This is a genomic window from Pelosinus propionicus DSM 13327 (genome assembly GCF_900114615.1).
Taxonomy (GTDB): Bacteria; Bacillota; Negativicutes; order DSM-13327; family DSM-13327; genus Pelosinus; species Pelosinus propionicus.
The window spans coordinates 17,815-38,859 of record NZ_FOTS01000042.1; the positions used below are offsets into that span (position 1 = coordinate 17,815).

Genomic DNA, 21,045 nt, shown 5'->3' on the forward strand with positions numbered 1-21,045 from the left:
ATTAAATTAATGGCAGGAGGAAGAAGTTTTAAAAAATTATGAGTTAAAAAGCAGGGGTTAATACTCCTGCTTCCTTATTTGTTGAAGTTATGGTATAGATTTGCTGTTATATTATTGTGACTTATATGTAGAATGGTGAGCAGGAAATGCAGGCGGCGGTGGAGAAGTTAAGTTTTACATAGTTATCAGAGGAGATACAATTTTATGGCATCTGTTGTTTTAGAGTTACAGGCTGAATTGATTAAATCTGATTCTCGGCTTAGCGATTTATTGCGTAAGGGTTTGCTTATTTCTAAGAAACTTCACTTGAAAGATTTTGAAACATGGATTTTGAATGAGTTGGAAGGCTATAATGTTTCGACACCTCTTCCCGAATATAGGATTCTTTATGGAAAGTTATATACATTTAACGCATTAGTAGGAAAACGAATAATGTCAATTTCTGATAAATCCTTTGAAGAACTACTTTCAAAACGACCAATGCATTATCCTATGCCCGAATTAGAAAAAATGATTGAAGATAGCACTAATCAAAATACTTTAGAGTTTGTCTTTTCTGGTGAATTTCAATCTAAGTTGCAAAATCTCTGGGGGCGTGAATATCGATTTTCTTTGCACCTTGAACAATATCAATTAGAAGGAATTGTTGGTGCGGTTAAAACTGCTCTTCTTAAATGGGTACTTCAACTAGAATCTGATGGTATTTTAGGAGATGGTATAGTGTTCTCAGATAAAGAAAAAGAATCTGCAGCCTTGCGGCACCACACTGTTAATAATTTCTATGCACCTGTCCAAAACTCTCAGATCCAGCAGCACACGCAAGGATCTACACAGTCATTGACTGTAGAACAGGTGGATTTCGGAAAAATTAAAGAGACGGTTCAAGATATACTGACTAAACTCGATACTATAGATGTAGTGGACAATCAGAGAGAAGATTTAGGGGTTGAACTGCAAACGATGATTTCTCAACTTAAGTCTTCTAATCCCAAAATTGGTGTTTTGAAGGAATGTTGGGCGAGTGCAAGAAATATATTAGAAGGAACAACCGGAAGTTTAATAGCAAGTGGACTTGCAGCTAAGATTCAATTTTTATCTGAATTACTTAAATAATTTAGAGCCGTAAGTCTCTTATCTTTTTCACCTTTATTTTATTTATACTATCTAAATTTTCTCTTTTATGTACGGATAGAGAATAAGAAATATATTACGCTCAGTAGTTTAATTTATAGTTGCTACGGAATGTAAATTAGTGAAAGCAAAATTCTTAAATGGTAATTTTAAAATATTTATACAATGCAAATATATAACTTATGAGTATTCCGATTTATAAAAAAACTAAATAATTAGCTAGTTCTTAGCAGGAATTTATTAATTTTAATAGAAGAAATTAGTAAAGAAAAAAGTATGCTTTTCGGAATAGAATGGAAAAATTTGTTGACAATTATTTATAATGTGATATTGTTAGTTAAGATCATTCCTGATTTTAGAGGAAGGGGAGTTGGGTTTATGGCAGCTAGTTTACGTGAGTATCCCACAATCAGCGGGAAGGATGCTAAGAAGTTTATGATAAAAGTAGAGAAAAATCAATATAATATGCAGAGGGTAGTATCACTAAAATCTCCTAACCCTATAAAGCATGGTAGAAGTTAACTTTAACCCTTCAAAATTAAGTTTGAGGGGTATTTCTTTTTCTGATTTTAATTGTACTAAGCAATTTAGGTGTAGCAATACTACAATGGATGATTTTCTAATATATGAAGCATATGTTGCTCATCTGCAAAGAGATGCAAGTACTACACTTGTTTTTTATGATAATAATTTAGCGGCGTATTTTACTTTACAAAGAAATGATATAACAATATTAACTGAGAATTCCGAAGCTATAAAAGTCCAAGCATTGGCGTTAGCTAGGCTGGCTGTTTCTAAACAATATCAATGTAAAGGTATTGGTACTTTTATAATTGAACGAATTAAAGAAATTGCTTACATGACGAATGAACGATTTATAAAGACTGATGCAGTATTTGAGAAATGGAAATGGTATGAAAAGAGAGGATTTCAATATGCTATTGAGGACGAAATTAACCCTGAGACAACCGAAGGGTTAGTATATATGATAATGGACTTGTATGATGAAGAGCTAATTAGTCAATATTTTGAAGAGTAATAAAAAAATAGTTATTTATAAGTCTAAGCAAAAATGGGCATGAATATAATAGACTACAGTGAGGTGATATTTTTATGCCTGTGAAGTTTCGTGAATATCCAATTATTAGAGGCAAGGATGCAAAACGATTTATTAAACGGCGGGAAAAAACTGACCGACATATTGAATTTAGGAAAAGCAAATTCTTAGAAAAAATGATTATTACGATTAATGTAAAAAAATAATTATAGTTTAACACTTTTATTACGTGTTGAATATAATAAAGGGTCAACAAAAGTACAAGCTACTAACGCCTGTACTTTTGTTGTTTATTGGCGTTGGTTTCTAAGTCTTAAGGGACAAAATAAGGGACAGTTGACATAAGAAAAGCCTTCGCATACCTGCGAAGGCTTAATTTACATGGTGACCCCGGAGGGATTCGAACCCCCGACCTATTGATTCGAAGTCAAGTGCTCTATCCAGCTGAGCTACGGAGCCACTTAAGTCACATATTCTATTGTAGCGAATGATAGGTGAAATGTCAAATCTTTATAAGTATATGAGAAGTATCTGATGATTAACTATTTTAATAAGTCCCATATGAAAAGTAGTACTGCAAAGAAATGAACTAAGACTGATAATGAATTTAAAACTCGATTTGAATCGTAGTCGTCTTTTAGGATTTTTTTAGCGAATCAAAGAAATAATAATAATGTTGCATCTGATTACTAAGAGATTCATTATAGTATGTTTCTTTCGAGGATGAAGTACCAGATGATATCAGAAAGCGAGGCGATATAATGGATGGACGCGGACCGATGATTATATCTACTGAAGATTTATGGTTAATCATTATTGCAATCGCAATGGGAACAATGGCAAGGCTGCTTGTATTAAAAGTCGATTATAAACAATATCCTTCTTACCCCAATGGAGTTCTTATCCATATAGTGCTGGCGTTTGTAGCAGCATCAATCGGAGCTGTTGCCATTCCAGCTATTAAGTCCAATAATTATACCGCTGTAACTTTTCTTGCATTGGCTGTGCAAAATTTTCGTGATGTGAGAAAGACGGAGCGCGAGAGCTTAAAAGATTTGGAAGAGACCGAATATACCCCTCGTGGAAATGCGTACATAGATGGAATCGCCAAGACTTTTGAAGCAAGAAATTATTTTGCATTAGTTGTTTCTCTAGCGTCGGCGGCTTCGATGGAGATTGTTGCAGCATTGCACATCGGTATCATGTTCCAAGTGGTGGCAGGGGTGATTGCCGGATCTATTGTTTATCAGGTAATTAGCAGATTTTCCAAGGGGAAAAGTGTTGGGGATGTTGCAGAGGTTCGTCTTGCCGAAATAAAAGTAGAAGGTTGTGAAGTTTTTGTTGAAGGTACCTTCGTAACCAATCTTGCAGGAACCGAGAACGCTCAGAAGATGATTGAGAAGGAAGGCGTAGCGGTTATTATTGAGCCCAGCCAGAAGCATTCTGCTATTGCACTTCATAATTTTGGGCAGCGAAAGGCAATTCTTTTTGAAGCGACTCGGACACTTGGGGCTAAGCGGTATAATTTCACACGCAAAGACTATGAAACTGGAAGAATCATCATATTATTTGTACCTATCGTTAGAGATCTTGAGAAACTGATTGATGTTGTTAAAAATACACCACTATTAGAATCTGTTAAAAAGAGTCATGCTGTACTACGGTCAAAAGCAGTGGAGGATTAATTATGGGAAATGAAAGGTCACAAAGGCAGACCGCAGCAATCATTGCTGTTGTCACTCTCTCAAATCATAAAATAGTAAGTGCAGGTGAAGCATTCGTCCTAGAGGCTAAGAATGAAGAAGAACAGCAAAAACTAACACTTGAGATCGCAAAGACGGTTAAAGGTGATGTAACACAATTAAGCAATGGGATCTATTTAATTCTTAGAAGTTAAAAATAGTACAGCATAAAATGGGTTTATGCTGTACTATTTTTTTTATCATTAGCAACTAATTTTTTAAAAACGTCATCTTCTGAGCGGGAATCTTCAACTTTGTTTTCAATCGGTACTGGAGGGGGTTCAGCGGGAGACTCATTTGAATGACCGTTTATAGACTTTTCGATGCTTGCCAAGCGATCCAGCAGGCGTTCAAATTCCCAGCGGTCAACAGGCTGTAGTTCATCCTTGAGTATAAATCCAAATCGGCCGTTAGGTTCAATGGTTCCCCATTTTACATCCGATACTTTCGATATACTTGCTTGACGAAGTTCCATTTCTAGTTGTTGAATTGTCATTCGAACTTGTTTGAGCCTTTCGCGCTTCATTTCTCCATTTTCAATGAGCACTACAGGATGTCCAGTGAAAATTTTCTTTAAAAATGGAAATCTGATTTCAGAGTATTCAATTGCGATAAGAGTAAATACTGCAACTGCAACTAACACAAAGGTATCGATTAGCTCAGATCCTACAAGCGGCTCAATTAAAACAGTGCCTACTGCTAACATGACTACTGTTTGCGCCACTGTCATTTGTGCCAGAGATTTACGTCCTGCAATGCGTAAGATAAGTGTACCGTAAAGTATGGTAAGCAAGGTTTTCCAAATAAGGGAAAAATCAAGAGAACCCACTAGTAAAAGGGCCTTACACTAAATTTGTAGCTCTGCAAAATAGAAATGCTAAGCTGGCGCCAAGCATAGGACCTACGATGGGAATCCAGGCATATCCCCAGTTGGAGCTGCCCTTACTGGCGATAGGCAATATCGCATGAGCAATCCGGGGACCTAGGTCGCGGGCAGGATTGATGGCATAGCCCGTGGTTCCGCCCATGCTCAGACCAATACCCCATATTATCATCGCAATGATATAGATATTAAGGCCAGTACCGAAACCTGGATTACCTTGTACGGCTTTACTCGCAGTTGTGAAAAATGCGATTAGTAAGAAAGCAGTCGCTAAAAGCTCAGAAAGGAGGTTTGCCATAGGACTATTGATAGCAGGACCCGTGGCGAATACGCTTAGTTTCCCTTCTTTGCTATCTGTAGCTCCCCAATGAGGAAGAAACATCAGCCAAGTGACAGTTGCACCTGCAATACCGCCAAGTATTTGAACAAGCATAGTAGGAATGGCTTGTGCAAAGGTGTATGTACCTGCAAAGGTCTTGAAAAGAGTAACAGCTGGATTGAGATCTGCTTGAGGAGCACCTAAGGAAATGGCAGTAAATGCACCAATCATAACACCGAAAGCCCAGCCAGCACTTGTGCAGATCCAGCCAGCTCCATTGGCGTAAGATTTTGCTAAGGTTAGATTTGCATTTACGCCGCAGCCAAAAGAAATTAGAACTAAAGTACCAAAAAACTCGCCAAATAAATTTGTCATAATGTCCTCCTTAAGATAATGTGATGATTTTTTTAGTAATCTGCAAAAATACGCATTAATATACGCATTACTTTATTTGCTATACAGATTAACTCGTAATGTGTGTCAAGGAAGGGCAAACTGTTTAGCAGAGCTTTGGTAGACAAGTAGTTTAAAGTGTATATAATGAATAATAAGGGAGGTGTTTTTTTTGTGAGGCAAAAATTGAACTTAATTACCTTAGGTGTTAAAGATCTAGCCGTATCCCTTGCGTTTTATCGGGATGGACTAGGCTGGAAACCTTCCAATGCGAGTCAAAATGATATTGTTTTTTTTGATTTAGGCGGGGTAGGATTAGCCTTGTTTCCTCGAAAATTACTTGCAGAAGATGTAACGGTAAATGCTGAAGGAACAGGGTTTTCTGGTATTACGTTAGCACATAATGCGAAGAGTGTGGAAGAGGTTGATGCAGTTTTATCGAAAGCCGAAAAAGCAGGTGCAACGATTGTCAAAGAAGCCCAGAATGTTTTCTGGGGTGGTTATAGCGGTTACTTCTCTGATCCGGATGGTCATTTATGGGAAGTAGCTTGGAATCCTATGATCGGCTTTGATGAGAAAGATGCCTTACTCTTGTAGCATACCTTGGAAACTGTGCTAATACAGTTTAACTTATTGTAATTGAGAAATAGGATGCATTACGATATAATGATAAAAAGATTTTACTATCAAAAAAATTGATGGGGAAGAGTACATGTGCTTCTAACTCATTTCTAGTAGGTGATAATTTGTGAAACTAATTGTATCTGATTTAGATGGCACATTTCTGGATTCAAATCATGAGGTGATTGAAGAAAATGTTGCAGCCCTTAAGATGGCTCAAAGTAAGGGGATAGAAATTGCGATTGCAACAGGCAGGAATTATGGAAATGTCTTGGCACTATGTAAGCGGGCGAATCTTAAGCCTCATGTAATTTCAAATAATGGTGCGTTTGTATATGATAACAATGGAAAACAGATCAAAGCGATTGGTTTGGATAAAGATCATGTAAGAGAAGCACTTGAGTGGCTTAACTATCGTAATTATTTTTATACGTTATGTACGGATCACTCTGCATACATGCCGGCTAATGCACATACGATCTTAACCCGTGATTATGAAAATGCAGTTAACCATGTTAGAAAAATGACACCTGAGAAGCTTAAGGAAGGCATTGATGTGTTCTTAACCTTAGATAGTGCAGTATTTGTTAGTAATTTTAATGAAGTTTTAGAGCAGGATTTTGTTTTTGGTAATATTTCAGCGATTACTTTAGATGATGATAAGTTACGTCATGGGCGAGAATATTTTAGTAATTATGCAGGGATGTCAATGACCATAGCGGGGAAGGATATTTTTGAAATGATTCATCCCTTGGCATCAAAAGGTAATGCATTAGAGGCTTTGACAGCACATTTAGATATTTCATTAGATCAGGTAATGGCATTCGGTGATAACTATAATGATATTTCTATGCTGCAAAGAGTTGGTGTGAGTGTAGCAGTAGAAAATGCAGAAGATGACGTTAAAGAAATTTGTAAGCATGTATCTCTTTCAAATGATGATAAGGGTGTTGCTTATATGATTCACAAGCTTTTGGGCTAACGATTATTTTGCTGCTGCAAAGACGCAATGCCGTTATAGCAGCATTGCGTCTTTGTAGTTCAAATTTTAAGGTTTTATTGTAATCGTATATGGTTCTAATCATAAAATAAAAGCCTTGCACAATTCTAACAAAGAATTAGCGAGGCTTTATAAGAGAAGCAACCATACTACAGTCCCCATTTAGTGATGTCGATTTTTTAAAAACAGATTATGAGCGGCTTCGATTACTGCACAAAGTAAGAAAAAGATACAGACAATAGTTCCCGAAAATTTGAGGACATCCACTGCAATGGAGCAAAACAGATGCCATGAGCCAATAATTGGTGCAATAAGATAAATACCTAAGAAGATTGTTGAGGATAATAGTAATAAATAAGCTGATGGATAGTTATTAAACATATTATCATCTCCTTGGTTTTATTATATCACTCGGAATTGCCAGAGTCTACATATTAAGCTGAATATTTAGAAAATTTGGAGAAAAATAGTTAAGCTTTCGTTACAGTATAGTATGACTTAGAATCTAAAAAAGGTAGGAAAGAAGAAAGTATACATGAAAAATAGAGGGCACTAAAGGATATTGAGAAACCTTAGTGTCCTCTATTTTTTTTTATGGACTAAGATCCTATGATTTTATGAAGAATTTACCTTAGTCGAAAGGAAACTGGCAATGATGTATAGCATGAGACTGTTTTGCCACTATCGCGATCTTTCGCAGGTATAAATCTCCATTTTGCAACTGCAGCTACGGCCGCATCATCTAAGGAGGAATGCCCAGTTGATTTGCTTACAGAAATTTCTCCGGGACGGCCATTTGCTAGAATTTGTACTCTTAGCTCGGCAGTGCCTTCCAAGCCAGCCTGTCGGGCCTCTGCCGGGTAAGATGGATCTACTCTTGATAAGATACCTGGTGCCGCGATACCGCCGCGTGAACCGCCGCCACTTACCGCAGCGGGCGCTGCAGAACTACTGGAACTGCTAGCTTCACTGGAGGAAGATGAGGCGGAGGAGCTTGGGGCTTCCGCTTCTGTCATGGTCAAATCACTGGTTGTAACAACAGCCTCTGAGTTGACAACAGGAGTACTTGTTTTTATTTGTTCTAGTGGCGTTGTTTGCGTGGGAATTGGTTTGGGTACATCAGGGAAATGTTGAGGATCAGGTAAAGAGGGACTATTGCCAGCCCGATCTGCCGGGTCACTCATTAAATCCATTTCCAGAATGACCTCTTCTTGTATTGGCAATTTAGCTGTAAATCCTGAAGCGATATAACCTGCTGTCACTAATAGGATCATATGAAGAAAAAAGGATACAGCCATGGCTTTACGCCAATGAAATGCATAGGACATAGCCGATTTACCTCGCTTTCTCTGCCGCTACCGATACTCGGTGAGCTCCGGCTAACTTAAGTTCATCCAAAACAGCGATTACTTGACCGTATGGTACTTGTTTATCGCCTCTCAAGACAAAAATATTATCCGGCTGTTTCCCCAATTCTAGACTGACTCGCTTAGCCAGTAAGTTCAGCGGTATTTCTTCCTGATTAAACATTACACTGCCATTATCCATAACTGTAATGTTTATACTGCTAGGTTTATCCTGCTGAACAGATGCTGCCTGAGGCAGATTTACAGGAATGGTGTGCTGCTCTACCATATACAAAGTGCTCATCATAAAAAATACTAATAAAAAAAACATAATATCAATTAGAGGGATAACCATCAATTGTGGCTGATTCGCTACTCGTAAACTACGCAATCTCATGTGTTTCTCTCCGTGCTGCTTTTTTTAATGGCATATAGCTGATAATTAATGCAGCTGTTTGCTCAATATCACTGATCATACGATTAACTCTTCGAGAAAAGTAACTGTGAGAGACAAGAGCCAAAGTTGCAACACTAAGACCGGTTGCAGTCGCAACAAGTGCTTCTCCAACACCGCCTGTAATAGCCATAGGCTGTCCGGATTGTACATTAAATACGCTAAACGAATCGATCATGCCAATAACAGTTCCTAATAATCCAAGCAGTGGGGCTAGCGTAACAATTGTGCTCAAATCATCAAGGCGTTCTCGCAATCGATCTGCTGCCAAAGTGGCACTGCTTTCTAAAGCATTTTCTACTTGACCATTTCTTTGAGAAGCCAATAGACCAGCTAAGGCTACTTGTGAAAGAGTATGGGGTTTCTGCTCACATAATTGAATGGCATCATTTAAACGCTGCTTTTCCAATAAAGGCTGTAATGCTTGATGAAAAGCTTGTGTGTTGGCAAATGCATTTTTGTAATATAAAACGCGCTCAACGGCAATTGCTACCACGGATAGAGAGCAAATTGCTAAAAGATACATAACAGGTCCACCCTTGTGAAACAAGTCAATTGAATGATTTAAAAATTCCATAGTTATATTAGCTCCTTATAAATAATTTTGATAAGTTTTTTACATTTAAAATTTATTGCAATAGTAAAGCAGTGGTGTAAGACTGCTTACCATGTAACAGGAAGCATACCAGTAACTCGCAGCAGATGTACCCGGCATTTGTGGTAATCATAGAGAGTATTGATATGATTTGTTTTAGCTTCCGTTAGTGTGCTATAGGAATTTAGCAAATCTTCGTTGGTGGTTTTGCCAGATTGAAATTCCAAAACAGCCACTTCATAGTCCTCTGTAGATTTAGCGAGGAATTGAGCAGCTTCTTTCATTACAATATCAGCTTGTTGAAAGTAATAAAAGGCTTCTCTGGTTTCTTGAGTAATCTTCTCAATTTTCTGTTCTAAGTATTCTTGTGATCTCGCTTCTTCTAAACTGGCCTGGCGGACTTGTATGTTAGACCGGCCAGCATCAAACAAATTGGTGGATACACTAACAGTGGTGTACCAATACTGCTCTGGCAGCCAGAGGTCGCTGGCAACAAAAAGTAAATAAATATTAGGACGCTTATTGCTGGCTGCGACTTTTATACCCCATTGAGCCACGGCTTGTTCCTTACGGGCTTGCTTTAAATCATTACGCTGCTGTAGAGCAGTCTGAATAGCAAGATCTAATGTTTCAGGGGTAGACTGTCCAGGTATTTCCGACAAAATCAATTCCTGATCTGGCTGAATCTGCAAGAGACTTGTTAGCTGGCTTGTGACCAGTTGGCGCTCATTATGTATGCGAATGTAATTTTGCCGGGCTTGCGCCAATTTGCTTTCGATTCTCAGCACATTTTTCTTAGAATCTGCCTTGGCAGGATCTTGAAGTTTAGCTTGTGCTAAATGCTGATTTAGGTTTTCTACAATTTGGTTTGCTAGATCCTCACGACTTTTAGCTTGCAATACATTATAATAAGCCAGCATCGTATTGGCAGTTACCTGCTGTTTGGTGTGTTCCAGATTATCAGCGGCTCCCTCATAGAACTCTTGTGACTGCATCACCAAGCTTTTAGTCCGGCCTCCATCAGACAAGGGAAGTTTAGCCGTCAAATAGTTGCCATACTCCGGTTTGGGTGATTTTTCAATTTGAGTATGCTCATGTGTCATACTGACGGTAGGCCAATAAGTAGCCTTATTTCTCTTAATTTCCAAGGAGGCTTTGGCCGCATCTAGCTCCGCTATTTTTACTGCATGACTGCGGGTTAGCGCCAAATGTATGCTCTCAGGAAGGGTGAGGGCAAGAGGAGCAGCATAGCCCCAATTTGGTGCGCCCCAGCAAAGAAGAGTGATGCCGGCACAAAAAAAAGTCCGACGAAAGTTCATACATTGCTGTCTCCTTACATTTTAATATGCCACCAGTACCAGATGCACCCACTGGATGGCATAGATAGCAGGGGAGCAAACATGCCAAATGGTGATCAAGTTTAAAATACCTACATCTGACCAAATGACTGATGATCTGCTTAATATTGCGGTATATGACTAACCACAGTGGGCGCATCTGCACTTGTCTATGGTGCAGATGCCGATACAACCGTCTCATTCAACTCCTTTATGTTTTTTAAAAATTGTTAGATGTGAGAAGAATGATATAAATAATCATTCTCGATACAGCTAAATGGCAAATCGTAAGCACGAGTTAAGCGATGCTTTCTAAAATGATATTAACTTGTGTTGAAAACCATTATAGCAAGAAATTTTAATAGATGTCAATCATTATAGAACGTAATTATGAGAGGTCTGAAAAAAATTTAGATTGTCATAGCGTGAGAACGAATCTCACGTTTTAAGGTATTTAAGTAGTATTTTCTTTGCTAAAAAGGAGCATTTTTAAATCAATTTGGGTTAGTATACAAATTACAAAATGTAGACGGAGCATTATATAGAAGGATTTTGCAATTTTAAGCTTCTATAACTATTTTTGTTTGCAATAGGTTCGTACAAGAGATTCTGTCTATTATAGTTATTGATAAAATAAATTGGACAGATAGTCAATGGCTTCATCTACCCGGCTGCCGGGATTAACAGCAAACAGGCAGTATGGCAGCTGGTAGACCCGATTTTCTTGTACGGCTTTTAGCTTTCTCCAGCTAGGGTGAAGTGCCAATTCATTGCGAATTTGATCACCGACCGTAGTGTCGTAGCTATGAGTAATTAGCAAGATCAAGTCGGGGCTGGTCTGAAGCGCAATGTTGAGGCTAAGGGGGGCATATCCCATGGCATTGCCGCCTGCGTCTTGAACAATATTTTTTGCATTAAGGCGATGGAGCAGGTCACCAATAAAACTGTTTGGCAGTGCCATATGAAAACTTTCAGCAGATCCCCAGACAACGAGAACCTTTGGTGAGGGCTTATTCTTGCTTTTTGCTTGAACCTGCTGCAATTTGCTGTCCAAACGATGAATCACCTGAGAAGCTTGCTGAGAATGATCTGTCAATTCACCATAAAAGCGCAGGGTTTGGCTAATCTGCTGGTAATTATTTAATCTTTGAAGGTATACTAAGATCCCTGCTTTTTCTAGTGAGGTGAGGATTGGCTGACGCAAATGAATATCAGTAGTTAATACTAAGTCGGGTTTCAAAGCTATAATCTGATCAATGTTGGGAGCTGGTGTTTCGCCTATAGATGGTACGTCTTTAATTCGCTCCATCAGATCCGACGATAGTGCCATAGTACTGGGGCGGCCGATTAATTCTCCGCCAACGGCATAATATAAATCAACATTAGAAGCATTGAGAGCAATAAGCCGCAGCGCTCGCCCCTTTTTAATTGTTTGTATTAAACTGCATTTTGGACACTGAATTTCAATATACTTTACCTGTCCTTTGAATAGTAGTCTGTTGCATTTTGAGCAGCGACATTCATTTGAACTAGTGTTGTTTATCATCGTATGACATGCTTTCATGATATTCCTCCATTAACAGGAATTTAAGATATAAATAAAAAACTCCGTGCGAAATTATGATTTCATCACGGAGCTCTAGGCCCTCTAGTATATAGTTCTTATAATGATAACTATTATCATTATAAGAATGAGATGCAATCTTGTCAAGAAGAACTCATGCAAGAGTAAGGGGCAGATGACTATCGATACCATTTTATAAAATTAAATTGACTTTGATAATGATTATCAATATACTAAGTAGTAAAAGTTAATCCTTCCTTATTTTACTATGGGGAAAAAATCATGCGCCACTATGGCAGTTGATGTTTAAGATCGATAATTTGGAGTGATGCACATGGAAATAAGGGATAAAGAATTGCGGCATGCAAGACCAAAATGGCCGGAAGTACGCTGTATTCAATGTAATCGTTTATTATTTCGTGGAATTGTTGAAGATATGGAGATTAAATGCTCGCGGTGCGGCACAATTCAGCATATCGGTGAGTGCAAACAAGAAGAAAAAATGAACGTTTGTAATCGATAAGCTGGTTTACAAAAAAGGTGTTGACTTTGAGAATTGTTATCAATATACTAAGGATCAATACTAGTATTTGTAAGCCGATGCTGGCTTTGCGCTAAATTGAATAGAATGGTTAGCAAAATAACCGATTAGAGAGCCTAGAGCTCCGTGCCAATAGTATTATGCACGGAGTTTTTATTTATTTTAAGAAAATTGCAGCTACGCGCAGCTGCTTTATTACTGGCTTAAGTAGTCTTGATGTAAGAGCCGTACGTGTGAAAATAAGAAGTGAGGTGTAAATATGAATAGAGTAACAAGTATACTAATCGTTTTATTATTGGCTGTCAGTAGTATTTTCTTGTTTAGAGGGCAGTCAGAACCGGTAGTAAATCAGTCAAATCGCTATAGTGTAACTGACAGTGCCGGCAGACAAGTGGAAATCCCACGGCAGCCTCAACGGGTGATTGTGTTAAATGCTTCGAATCTGGAATTATTCTATGCAGTCGGTGGAAAGGTAATTGGACGTCCTACTACAGAGGCTTTGCCACAGGCTGTTAAGGATGCTGTTCAGCAAGTGCCGACTGTTGGCATTACACCTAACCCTAACATTGAACAGATAATAGGACTAAAACCTGACTTGATTTTAGGAGTTAACATGCCGTTTCATCATAATTTGATTCCAGTGTTAGACAAAGCGGGCGTTCCCATTTTGCTGCAATCCCTTGAAAACTATCAACAAATTATTGATACGCTGCATTTTTATGGCGAATTAACTGGAAAACCGGATCAGGCAGATGCGCAAATCAAGCAGATTCAGTCCTGCTACGAAGAGATAATGAGTCAGAATAAAGATCGTATGGCTCCTAAAGTGGTAATTGTATGGGGATCATCGGAGAGCTTCCATATGGCAACATCCCGCAGCTTTAGCGGCGACTTGCTGAAACGCCTAGGGGCAGTTAATATTGCTGACCAGGGAGATGACGGTGGTGGGCAAATGGGCTATGTACCATTAAGCATGGAATATGTTGCGAAGCAAAATCCGGATATGATTTTTTTGATTACCCATAGTTCTGATGAGAAAATTAATGAGAAGTTTCGCAATGAATTGGCTAATCATCCTGCATGGCAGGGACTAAAAGCTGTCAAATCCAATCAAGTTCATCAGTTGCCTTATCGTTTATTTGCTGTCAACCCTGGTACACAGGTAGGAGAGGCCTTGACCGTTTTAGCTGGTTTTTTATATCCGGAGGTGGCAAAGCAATGAGAGAAATTGTAATTGATCCTCGCGGGGCTTGGCGAACGGGAATCAGTATAACCGGACTAGTTGCACTGGTGGCGGCCTTATTTTGGGGGATCAGAGTGGGAGCTGTACCCTTTAGTACTTATGATATATGGAATGTTTTTATTGCTCCGTCCGCCAATGAAGCCTATCAAATTATCTATAATATCAGGGTGCCCAGGGTATTGGTTGGTGCGTTAACCGGGATCAATTTAGCCTTAGCCGGCTGCATCCTGCAAGGGGTGTTGCGCAATCCTTTAGCCGATCCTGGAATTATTGGAGTCTCAGCGGGAGCTGGTCTGGCAGCTATGTCCGTAATGATTTTGTGGCCTGGGCCTATGGCATTAGTACCGGCCGCTGCTTTCCTTGGAGCTCTGCTGGCTGCTGGAATTGTATTTTTATTGTCCTGGGATCGGGGAATTCAGCCTCTGAGACTGATCTTGGCTGGTGTAGCTCTGGCTGCCTTCTTTGGCGGCGGCATGAGTGCTCTTATGGTCTTTCATTCCGATAAAGTACAGGGGACGGTCAACTGGATGGCTGGAGGATTTCAGGGGCGCAGCTGGAATCATGTGCAGATGATTCTGCCTTACAGCTTGATCGGAGTTTTAGGGGCTATGCTTTCTTACCGTCAGTTAAATGCATTGCAGCTGGGTGATGAAGTTGCCAAAGGTTTGGGGATAAGAGTGGAAAAAGCACGTTTTTTCCTGGTTATTTTGGCAGCCTTGCTGGCAGCTTCGGCAGTCAGTGTGGCGGGTCTCCTAGGTTTTGTTGGACTTATTATCCCCCATATTGCCCGCATGCTGGTCGGTTCGGATTTTGAATATCTGATGCCCTGTGCAGCCGTACTGGGAGCTACGATTGTAGTGGCCGCAGACACCGTCTCACGTACTATATTCAGTCCGGTGGAAGTACCAGTAGGAATTTTTATGGCCTTTTTAGGAGCTCCGTTCTTTCTTTATTTACTGCGAAAGGGGATGCAGCGATGAATCATACCATTAAAGCCCAATCCATTACACTTGGCTATGGCGGTAAAGTGATCATTCCTAAAATGGATATTGTAATCGACAAACCGGAAATCATCTCCATTATTGGACCCAACGGGTCAGGAAAATCCACCTTATTGAAAGCATTAAGCCGTTTATTGGTTCCTTTGGCTGGCTGCGCTTTACTGGATGGAAAGGATATTTATCAATTACAGCCAGGGCAAGTAGCTAAAATCATGGCAATCTTGCCTCAGACCGTACATGCGCCGGGAGACATGACAGTTTGTGATTTGGTGGCTTACGGGCGTATGCCTTATAAAAAAATCTTTGAGAAATTGGCTAGTGATGATCAAGAGTGTATAACAGCAGCAATGGAAGCCACTGGTATTCAGCAAATGCTGCACCGACGTCTAGACAGCTTGTCAGGAGGGGAAAGACAGCGGGCTTGGCTGGCTATGGCCTTGGCCCAGGAGCCTCGTATCCTTTTATTAGATGAACCGACAACCTATCTGGATATTCATCACCAGCTGGAATTAATGAAGCTGGTTCGCAAACTGCATCAGGATATGCAGATTACTATTATTATGGTTCTGCATGATTTAAACCATGCAGCGCGCTTTAGCCACCGTGTGATTGCGGTCAAAGATGGTCTGTTATTTGCGGATGGGCCAGTGGAAGAAGTATTTACGGTAGAAAACTTACGGGCTTTATACGGAGTCGAAACAACGATTATGACCATTGACCAAGGAGGAAGTTCACATCTTGTCTGTTTTCCTCACGACAGCTGCCTGAAAAAGGAGGATGGCTGTGCACCGGCTGTACGATGAATAATAGCAGAGTGGTAAAATTAGATTTTTTAAATAGGAGGTATTTCAATGCAAACGCTAATTGTTTATTCCAGTCTTACGGGCAATACCAAGAAGGTGGCGGAGGCGATCTATAAAGTCTTTGGTGAAAAGGCTGACTTGTTACCAGTTGAGATGGCACCGGCACCGACAGACTATGATTTTATAATAGTCGGCTTTTGGGTTGACAAAGGAACAGCTGATAAAAAGACCCAGGAGTATCTCAAAATCATTCAGGATAAACCTGTTGCTTTATTTGCTACATTAGGAGCCTATCCTGATTCAGAACATGCTGCCAGCAGTCTCAAAAATGCAGCTGCATTTCTGAATAGTAGCAATCAATTGGCGGGAACTTTTATATGTCAGGGGAAAATAGATCCGAAGCTAATTGAACAATTTAGAAACATGCCGGGAAATCATCCTCATGCTGCTACCCCAGAAAGGATGGAACGCTATAAGAAAGCTGCCAGCCATCCTGATGCCAGCGATCTAAATGCAGCTCAGGCTGTTTTTACCGATATAAAAAATAACTTCGATCAAATTGCGAGGCAAGGGAAAGGTAAGGTGACGACCTCTTGAAGGGAAGTAGATTAAAACAAATTCTGACCAACATGAGTCCAGAGCAATATGCCTTGACCGTCGGCACGGCAGCTGAAGAGTCACTGGTAGAAGCCTTTGTAAAACGCCGAGTTGTTCATGCCGGAGTTAGAGGAAAACCGATCATGCCGGGAGATTGGCAAGTGACATGGCAGTCTTTACAGGGACAAAGCCAAGAAAATGAACAACGTGTGGCATATATCCATATTCCCTTTTGCCGGCATCGTTGTCTATATTGCGGCTTTTTTCAAAACTACTCAGAAGAAGAGTCAGAAGCGGTTTACATTGATCATTTAATTAAAGAACTGCAGATGAGCAGAGATAGTCCTTATTTATCCAGTGGACCGGTTAATGCCGTATTTATCGGCGGCGGGACTCCCAGTACTCTGGCACCTCAGCAGGTTGCCAGGCTGCTTGATGCCATCCGGGACTGTTTGCCCCTAGCCAATGATTATGAATTAACGTTAGAAGGGAGGGTTAATGACTTAGTTCCATCTAAAATAGAAGCTTGGCTGGATCATGGGGTAAACCGTGTATCGATTGGTGTGCAGTCCTTCAATCCTGAAGTACGGCGAGGGGTTGGCCGGCTGGATGATACACAGACCATTCTTAAAAGGCTGGAATTATTGACAAGTTATAACCAGGCTGCCGTTATTATTGATTTGATTTATGGTCTGCCGAACCAGACGAATCAAATTTGGGCCAATGATATCAGCCTATTGAAAACGGCAGCCATTGATGGAATGGATTTGTATCAGTTAAACATTTTTGAAAACAGTGCCTTGCAGCAGGCGATCCATGCCGGTAAGCTGTCGCCAGCTGCTACAACGGCCCAGCAAGCTCGAATGTTTGCTGCAGCCGAAGCGGAACTGTCCGCTCCTATATTTTCTCGGCTCAGTATTTGCCATTGGAGGAAGACCAACCGTGAGAGAAGTATATACAATACCCTAACGAAAGCAGGTCACAGTGTAATTCCCTTTGGTGCCGGTGCCGGCGGTAGTATTGGCGGTGTGGCTATGTTTTTAAATCGGGATGTCGATAACTATATGAAAAGTGTTGAGCAAGGTCAGAAACCATTGGCTGGCATGATGATGCAGCCAGCTGACAGCGGATTGCACAATATGGTTATTGGGCAACTCGAACGGGGTTATTTACAACTTAGTGTCTTGGCAGCCTGCTATGGACCTGCTGCTTTGGAATTAGAATCATTGCTAGAAATTTGGCAAGGACGTGGTCTTCTTGAAATTGGTCCGGCAGCTGCTCGCCTGACAGTAGCTGGTCAGTTTTGGTATATGAATATCGCCCAATCAATATTAGAATGCTTGCATGCTCTGCTAGATGGTGAACATTCAGTGGAAGTGCAGCCTATAGCGGCCCAAGGCTAATTGCCGGGCCATTTTAGAGAGCCTGTGAGCTCCATGACGGTCTATTGCCGCATGGAGTTTTGTTATTTTCTGTTTCTAATCACGCAAGGTAGTGAAAGGCGTCGATTATGAACCCCAGTTAGCTCTTAGATCAAGGTATCGATTTTACTACAATATAAGAAAGGAAGATCGTATATGAAAATAAGACAATATCGGACGAAAAGCAAAGTCGCGTTATTAAGTCTTGGTATTATGGCGGCATCGATTCTGCCAGCTTACGCCGAGGAGGAACCTTACCAGTTTAGTGAGGTAGTGGTTACGGCCACCCGGACCAAACAGAATATAAAAGATATACCAGCTAGTGTTGAGGTTATCACTCGGCAAGATATCGAAACCATGGGGGCTGACAGTGTAGTAGCAGCATTGAAGCTGGCCATGAATTTAAATCTTTCTGAAGCGGGAATGACAGGTAATCAGGTTAGTTTGCGTGGTATGAATACGAATCAGTCCCTAATTTTGATTGATGGTCGGCGTATGGCAGGGGAAGATACAGGATCAACCATGAATTATTACGAGTTAAACCGGATTAATATTAATAATGTGGAACGGATCGAAATCGTACGGGGGCCAGTTAGTTCTCTTTATGGATCAGATGCTTTAGGCGGCGTCATCAATATTATTATGCGTAAATCGGAAAAACCACAGACTACCGTGGGCTTGTCGAGCGGCAGCAAGCAGCAAAACGCTTCATTCCGCTTTGACTTAGGTAAAGAAGGAAAATGGGCATGGGTAGTGGATTCACTATTTACCGAGATTAAAGAGAGGTCACGAACTGATAGTACCAATATGTATGGTCCGCGCCAGTTCTATAATATCAGTGGAACATATGATATATCGCCCGATAAGAATCTCGATGTTTTTTATGAAAGAATGAGTGAACATTTGAAATCAGGATTTACGGATGGCAGCAGAGATTATTATACCAATGCGAGAAGTTCCTACGGCATTAATTATCGTGGTATCAGTTCACGAGGTAATTATGAATTGCGGACTTATTTTAATCAGCTGGAAAAAAATAATGATACATTGCTTGAAAGTGGAACATATAGTGACTTTGACAGAGCAAAGTATAAAACCTGGGTAGTTGATGGAAAAAATACAGTAAAATTGGATGATGAGCATGTATTGACATTTGGTGGTGAATATCGGTCGTCTTATTATCGGGGGACCCGGCTGGAAGACAATGGCGATCACGCTTCGACGATCATTGAGCATGGAATAAGCAAACCCATATCAGAAAAAGAAATAAAATATCAGGCCGCCTATATACAAGATGAGTGGGCTGTTAATGGCAAACTTTTAATTATTCCATCCTTGCGCTATGATAACAGTAATAAATTTGGCGATGATTTTAGTCCTAAAATCGGTATGACTTATAAAATGGATAACAACTATCGTTTTAAAGCAAATTTTGGAAAAGGGTTTAAAGCACCCACTGTCAGTGAGTTATATATGAAAATGACTCATCGCCCGATACCCAACATGACTGTTATTGTTGCTGGGAATCCAGATTTAAAACCGGAAAAATCGACTAATTATGATGTAAGTTTTGAAGGCGAAAGAGGAAATGATTTTGGAAAAGTAACCTACTTTTATAACGATGTTACCGACCTGATTGGAACAGATGATACAATGAGTTACATTCCAGGGACTGGGATGGTTTATAACTCAAAATATGTTAATATTGATAAAGCTAAGATAAGAGGCATTGAACTTGAAGCTGGAAGGCATCTGAACGATAAGTTTACTCTAAAATCCGCTTATAATTATCTGGACGCTGAAAATTCCAAAACTCATGAACGTCTGAGCAGCAGGGCAAAAAACAGGTATTCGCTGCAGCTGCATTATGATGATATTCAAAATACAGGAATCAGTGGTATTCTATGGCATGAATGGGTGCGTGATTATCGCTATGTTGAGACTGATTATAACTATAATACATTAAACTTTGTGATCAACAAAAAATGGAATGATAAGTATGACTCTTACTTTGGTATTGATAATATTCTCGATAAAAAAATCGATGCTTTGATCCTCGAAGGCCGTTTGTGGAGATTTGGCATGAGTATCACAATATGAAGTTAATGATGAGATCAATTACATTGTTAATTGCCATATGGATGACTTTTTTCTCTCTTATGGCAGAGGCGAATGCAGCTGCTTATCAGTGCTATGAGACCCGTTCTGGGAAAGCTATGTCAATAGATGATATAAGTCATCTAGCCAGGGATTACAATGTCGTGATATTCGGCGAATATCACGATAATCAGGCCCTTCACCGCTTGGAAGAAGAGCTGCTGCGAGTTGTTTATGCCCAACATTCCAAGCTGACCATCTCTTTGGAAATGTTTGAACGCGATGTACAGCAGCCGTTGAATAACTACTTGACCGGTGACATCAATGAAACCACTTTCTTAGCCCAGTCCCGTCCCTGGGCAAGCTACCAAAGCGATTACCGGCCCTTAGTTGAGTTTGCTAAAAAGAAAAGACTGCAAGTGCTTGCCGCAAATATTCCCCGACCGATGGCCGCTCACTATGCGAAACAGGGTTCAATGGAAGAGGCTGATGAAGAGATGCGACAGTATCTGCCTGCGGTTCACCTAACTCCTGACGGCGAATACAAGCAGCGTTTTTTTGCCCAGATGCAGTCCATAAAGGCTATGCCCAAAGAGCAAATGGAGGCTTTTTACCGAGCCCAGTGCCTGAAGGATGATACGATGGCCGAAAGCATAGTAGAATATCACCGCCTCTATCCCGATAGAAAAATTATCCACTACCAGGGAGATTTCCATAGTCGCTATCGGCTGGGTGTCATCGAAAAAGTCCAGGCACTGGAGCCGGGCTTGAAGATTCTAGTTATCACACCTGTCCTTGTGGATGACTTTGGGGACGAGGCGGCCAAAGCCAGGAATCTGCAGGCCGATGGTGACATCGTGGTATTTGTTAAAAAGACAGCACTTTAAGAAGGGAATTAAA

24 protein-coding genes and 1 tRNA gene are annotated in these 21,045 nt (G+C 40.3%); 16 read left to right on the forward strand and 9 right to left on the reverse strand.

Annotation, left to right across the window (positions count from 1 at the left end):
- Positions 1-204: 204 nt before the first annotated feature.
- The 4 genes from BMZ99_RS19000 to BMZ99_RS26490 all read left to right on the forward strand — a co-directional run bounded on the left by BMZ99_RS19000 (position 205) and on the right by BMZ99_RS26490 (position 2,394).
- The gene (locus BMZ99_RS19000; RefSeq protein WP_090941162.1) at positions 205-1,113 is read left to right on the forward strand and encodes an AbiTii domain-containing protein; all 909 of its coding nucleotides are present in this window, start codon (positions 205-207) and stop codon (positions 1,111-1,113) included.
- A gap of 396 nt (positions 1,114-1,509) precedes the next feature.
- Positions 1,510-1,653 carry a hypothetical protein gene (locus BMZ99_RS26485; RefSeq protein ID WP_175490624.1) on the forward strand — a complete coding sequence of 48 codons (144 nt, stop codon included), beginning with the start codon at positions 1,510-1,512 and terminating at the stop codon, positions 1,651-1,653.
- Positions 1,640-2,170, forward strand: coding sequence for a GNAT family N-acetyltransferase (locus BMZ99_RS19010; protein WP_090941169.1), 531 nt, complete (start codon positions 1,640-1,642; stop codon positions 2,168-2,170). The genes BMZ99_RS26485 and BMZ99_RS19010 overlap by 14 nt, the downstream gene beginning before the upstream one ends.
- A 74-nt stretch (positions 2,171-2,244) precedes the next feature.
- A complete protein-coding gene (locus BMZ99_RS26490) occupies positions 2,245-2,394 on the forward strand; it encodes a hypothetical protein (RefSeq protein ID WP_175490626.1) in 150 nt (49 codons plus the stop codon).
- Between the two features lie 176 nt (positions 2,395-2,570).
- Here BMZ99_RS26490 and BMZ99_RS19015 read toward each other — a convergent pair.
- Positions 2,571-2,647, reverse strand: a tRNA-Arg gene (locus tag BMZ99_RS19015).
- Positions 2,648-2,949: 302 nt separating this feature from the next.
- Here BMZ99_RS19015 and BMZ99_RS19020 point away from each other — a divergent pair.
- Both BMZ99_RS19020 and BMZ99_RS19025 read left to right on the forward strand, forming a co-directional pair.
- A complete protein-coding gene (locus tag BMZ99_RS19020; protein ID WP_090941172.1) occupies positions 2,950-3,873 on the forward strand; it encodes a YIEGIA domain-containing protein in 924 nt (307 codons plus the stop codon).
- A gap of 2 nt (positions 3,874-3,875) precedes the next feature.
- The gene (locus tag BMZ99_RS19025; protein ID WP_090941175.1) at positions 3,876-4,085 is read left to right on the forward strand and encodes a capping complex subunit for YIEGIA; all 210 of its coding nucleotides are present in this window, start codon (positions 3,876-3,878) and stop codon (positions 4,083-4,085) included.
- A gap of 23 nt (positions 4,086-4,108) precedes the next feature.
- Here the strand turns inward: BMZ99_RS19025 and BMZ99_RS19030 are convergent, their stop codons facing one another.
- Both BMZ99_RS19030 and BMZ99_RS19035 read right to left on the reverse strand, forming a co-directional pair.
- Positions 4,109-4,759, reverse strand: a complete 651-nt coding sequence (locus tag BMZ99_RS19030; protein WP_090941178.1) for a DUF421 domain-containing protein — start codon at positions 4,757-4,759, stop codon at positions 4,109-4,111.
- Between the two features lie 13 nt (positions 4,760-4,772).
- The gene (locus tag BMZ99_RS19035) at positions 4,773-5,507 is read right to left on the reverse strand and encodes an MIP/aquaporin family protein (RefSeq protein ID WP_090941181.1); all 735 of its coding nucleotides are present in this window, start codon (positions 5,505-5,507) and stop codon (positions 4,773-4,775) included.
- A 192-nt stretch (positions 5,508-5,699) separates the two neighbouring features.
- Between BMZ99_RS19035 and BMZ99_RS19040 the strand changes: the two genes are divergently transcribed.
- Entirely contained in the window at positions 5,700-6,122 is a 423-nt protein-coding gene (locus tag BMZ99_RS19040) for a VOC family protein (RefSeq protein ID WP_090941184.1), read from the forward strand.
- A 151-nt stretch (positions 6,123-6,273) separates the two neighbouring features.
- Positions 6,274-7,128 (forward strand): Cof-type HAD-IIB family hydrolase, encoded by an 855-nt coding sequence (locus BMZ99_RS19045; RefSeq protein WP_090941187.1) that lies wholly within the window; start codon positions 6,274-6,276, stop codon positions 7,126-7,128.
- 180 nt (positions 7,129-7,308) lie between these two features.
- On the opposite strand, the gene BMZ99_RS19050 is transcribed toward BMZ99_RS19045, so the two are convergent.
- The 6 genes from BMZ99_RS19050 to BMZ99_RS19075 all read right to left on the reverse strand — a co-directional run bounded on the left by BMZ99_RS19050 (position 7,309) and on the right by BMZ99_RS19075 (position 12,442).
- Positions 7,309-7,527: a hypothetical protein gene (locus tag BMZ99_RS19050; protein ID WP_090941190.1), complete on the reverse strand. Its 219-nt coding sequence runs from the start codon at positions 7,525-7,527 to the stop codon at positions 7,309-7,311.
- A 245-nt stretch (positions 7,528-7,772) separates the two neighbouring features.
- Entirely contained in the window at positions 7,773-8,474 is a 702-nt protein-coding gene (locus tag BMZ99_RS19055; protein ID WP_090941193.1) for an energy transducer TonB, read from the reverse strand.
- Positions 8,475-8,481: 7 nt separating this feature from the next.
- Positions 8,482-8,889, reverse strand: coding sequence for an ExbD/TolR family protein (locus tag BMZ99_RS19060; RefSeq protein WP_090941196.1), 408 nt, complete (start codon positions 8,887-8,889; stop codon positions 8,482-8,484).
- On the reverse strand, positions 8,876-9,523 hold the full coding sequence (locus tag BMZ99_RS19065; protein ID WP_090941200.1) for a MotA/TolQ/ExbB proton channel family protein: 648 nt from the start codon (positions 9,521-9,523) through the stop codon (positions 8,876-8,878). Before BMZ99_RS19065 ends, BMZ99_RS19060 begins: the two co-directional genes overlap by 14 nt.
- A gap of 86 nt (positions 9,524-9,609) precedes the next feature.
- Positions 9,610-10,860 (reverse strand): TolC family protein, encoded by a 1,251-nt coding sequence (locus tag BMZ99_RS19070; RefSeq protein ID WP_090941203.1) that lies wholly within the window; start codon positions 10,858-10,860, stop codon positions 9,610-9,612.
- Positions 10,861-11,500: 640 nt separating this feature from the next.
- A complete protein-coding gene (locus tag BMZ99_RS19075; protein WP_090941206.1) occupies positions 11,501-12,442 on the reverse strand; it encodes a helical backbone metal receptor in 942 nt (313 codons plus the stop codon).
- 334 nt (positions 12,443-12,776) lie between these two features.
- Here BMZ99_RS19075 and BMZ99_RS19080 point away from each other — a divergent pair, with 334 nt between their 5' ends.
- The 8 genes from BMZ99_RS19080 to BMZ99_RS19115 all read left to right on the forward strand — a co-directional run bounded on the left by BMZ99_RS19080 (position 12,777) and on the right by BMZ99_RS19115 (position 21,032).
- On the forward strand, positions 12,777-12,965 hold the full coding sequence (locus tag BMZ99_RS19080; RefSeq protein WP_090941209.1) for a Com family DNA-binding transcriptional regulator: 189 nt from the start codon (positions 12,777-12,779) through the stop codon (positions 12,963-12,965).
- Positions 12,966-13,242: 277 nt separating this feature from the next.
- Positions 13,243-14,205, forward strand: a complete 963-nt coding sequence (locus tag BMZ99_RS19085) for an ABC transporter substrate-binding protein (RefSeq protein WP_090941211.1) — start codon at positions 13,243-13,245, stop codon at positions 14,203-14,205.
- Positions 14,202-15,206, forward strand: coding sequence for a FecCD family ABC transporter permease (locus BMZ99_RS19090; RefSeq protein ID WP_090941214.1), 1,005 nt, complete (start codon positions 14,202-14,204; stop codon positions 15,204-15,206). The genes BMZ99_RS19085 and BMZ99_RS19090 overlap by 4 nt, the downstream gene beginning before the upstream one ends.
- A complete protein-coding gene (locus BMZ99_RS19095; RefSeq protein ID WP_090941216.1) occupies positions 15,203-16,030 on the forward strand; it encodes an ABC transporter ATP-binding protein in 828 nt (275 codons plus the stop codon). The genes BMZ99_RS19090 and BMZ99_RS19095 overlap by 4 nt, the downstream gene beginning before the upstream one ends.
- A 48-nt stretch (positions 16,031-16,078) precedes the next feature.
- Positions 16,079-16,627 carry a flavodoxin family protein gene (locus BMZ99_RS19100; RefSeq protein WP_090941219.1) on the forward strand — a complete coding sequence of 183 codons (549 nt, stop codon included), beginning with the start codon at positions 16,079-16,081 and terminating at the stop codon, positions 16,625-16,627.
- Entirely contained in the window at positions 16,624-18,030 is a 1,407-nt protein-coding gene (gene hutW, locus BMZ99_RS19105; protein ID WP_090941222.1) for a heme anaerobic degradation radical SAM methyltransferase ChuW/HutW, read from the forward strand. The genes BMZ99_RS19100 and hutW overlap by 4 nt, the downstream gene beginning before the upstream one ends.
- Before the next feature lie 174 nt (positions 18,031-18,204).
- Complete coding sequence (locus BMZ99_RS19110; RefSeq protein ID WP_090941224.1) at positions 18,205-20,148, forward strand: TonB-dependent receptor plug domain-containing protein; 1,944 nt, start codon at positions 18,205-18,207, stop codon at positions 20,146-20,148.
- Positions 20,145-21,032, forward strand: a complete 888-nt coding sequence (locus BMZ99_RS19115; RefSeq protein ID WP_090941227.1) for a ChaN family lipoprotein — start codon at positions 20,145-20,147, stop codon at positions 21,030-21,032. The genes BMZ99_RS19110 and BMZ99_RS19115 overlap by 4 nt, the downstream gene beginning before the upstream one ends.
- Positions 21,033-21,045: the final 13 nt, after the last annotated feature.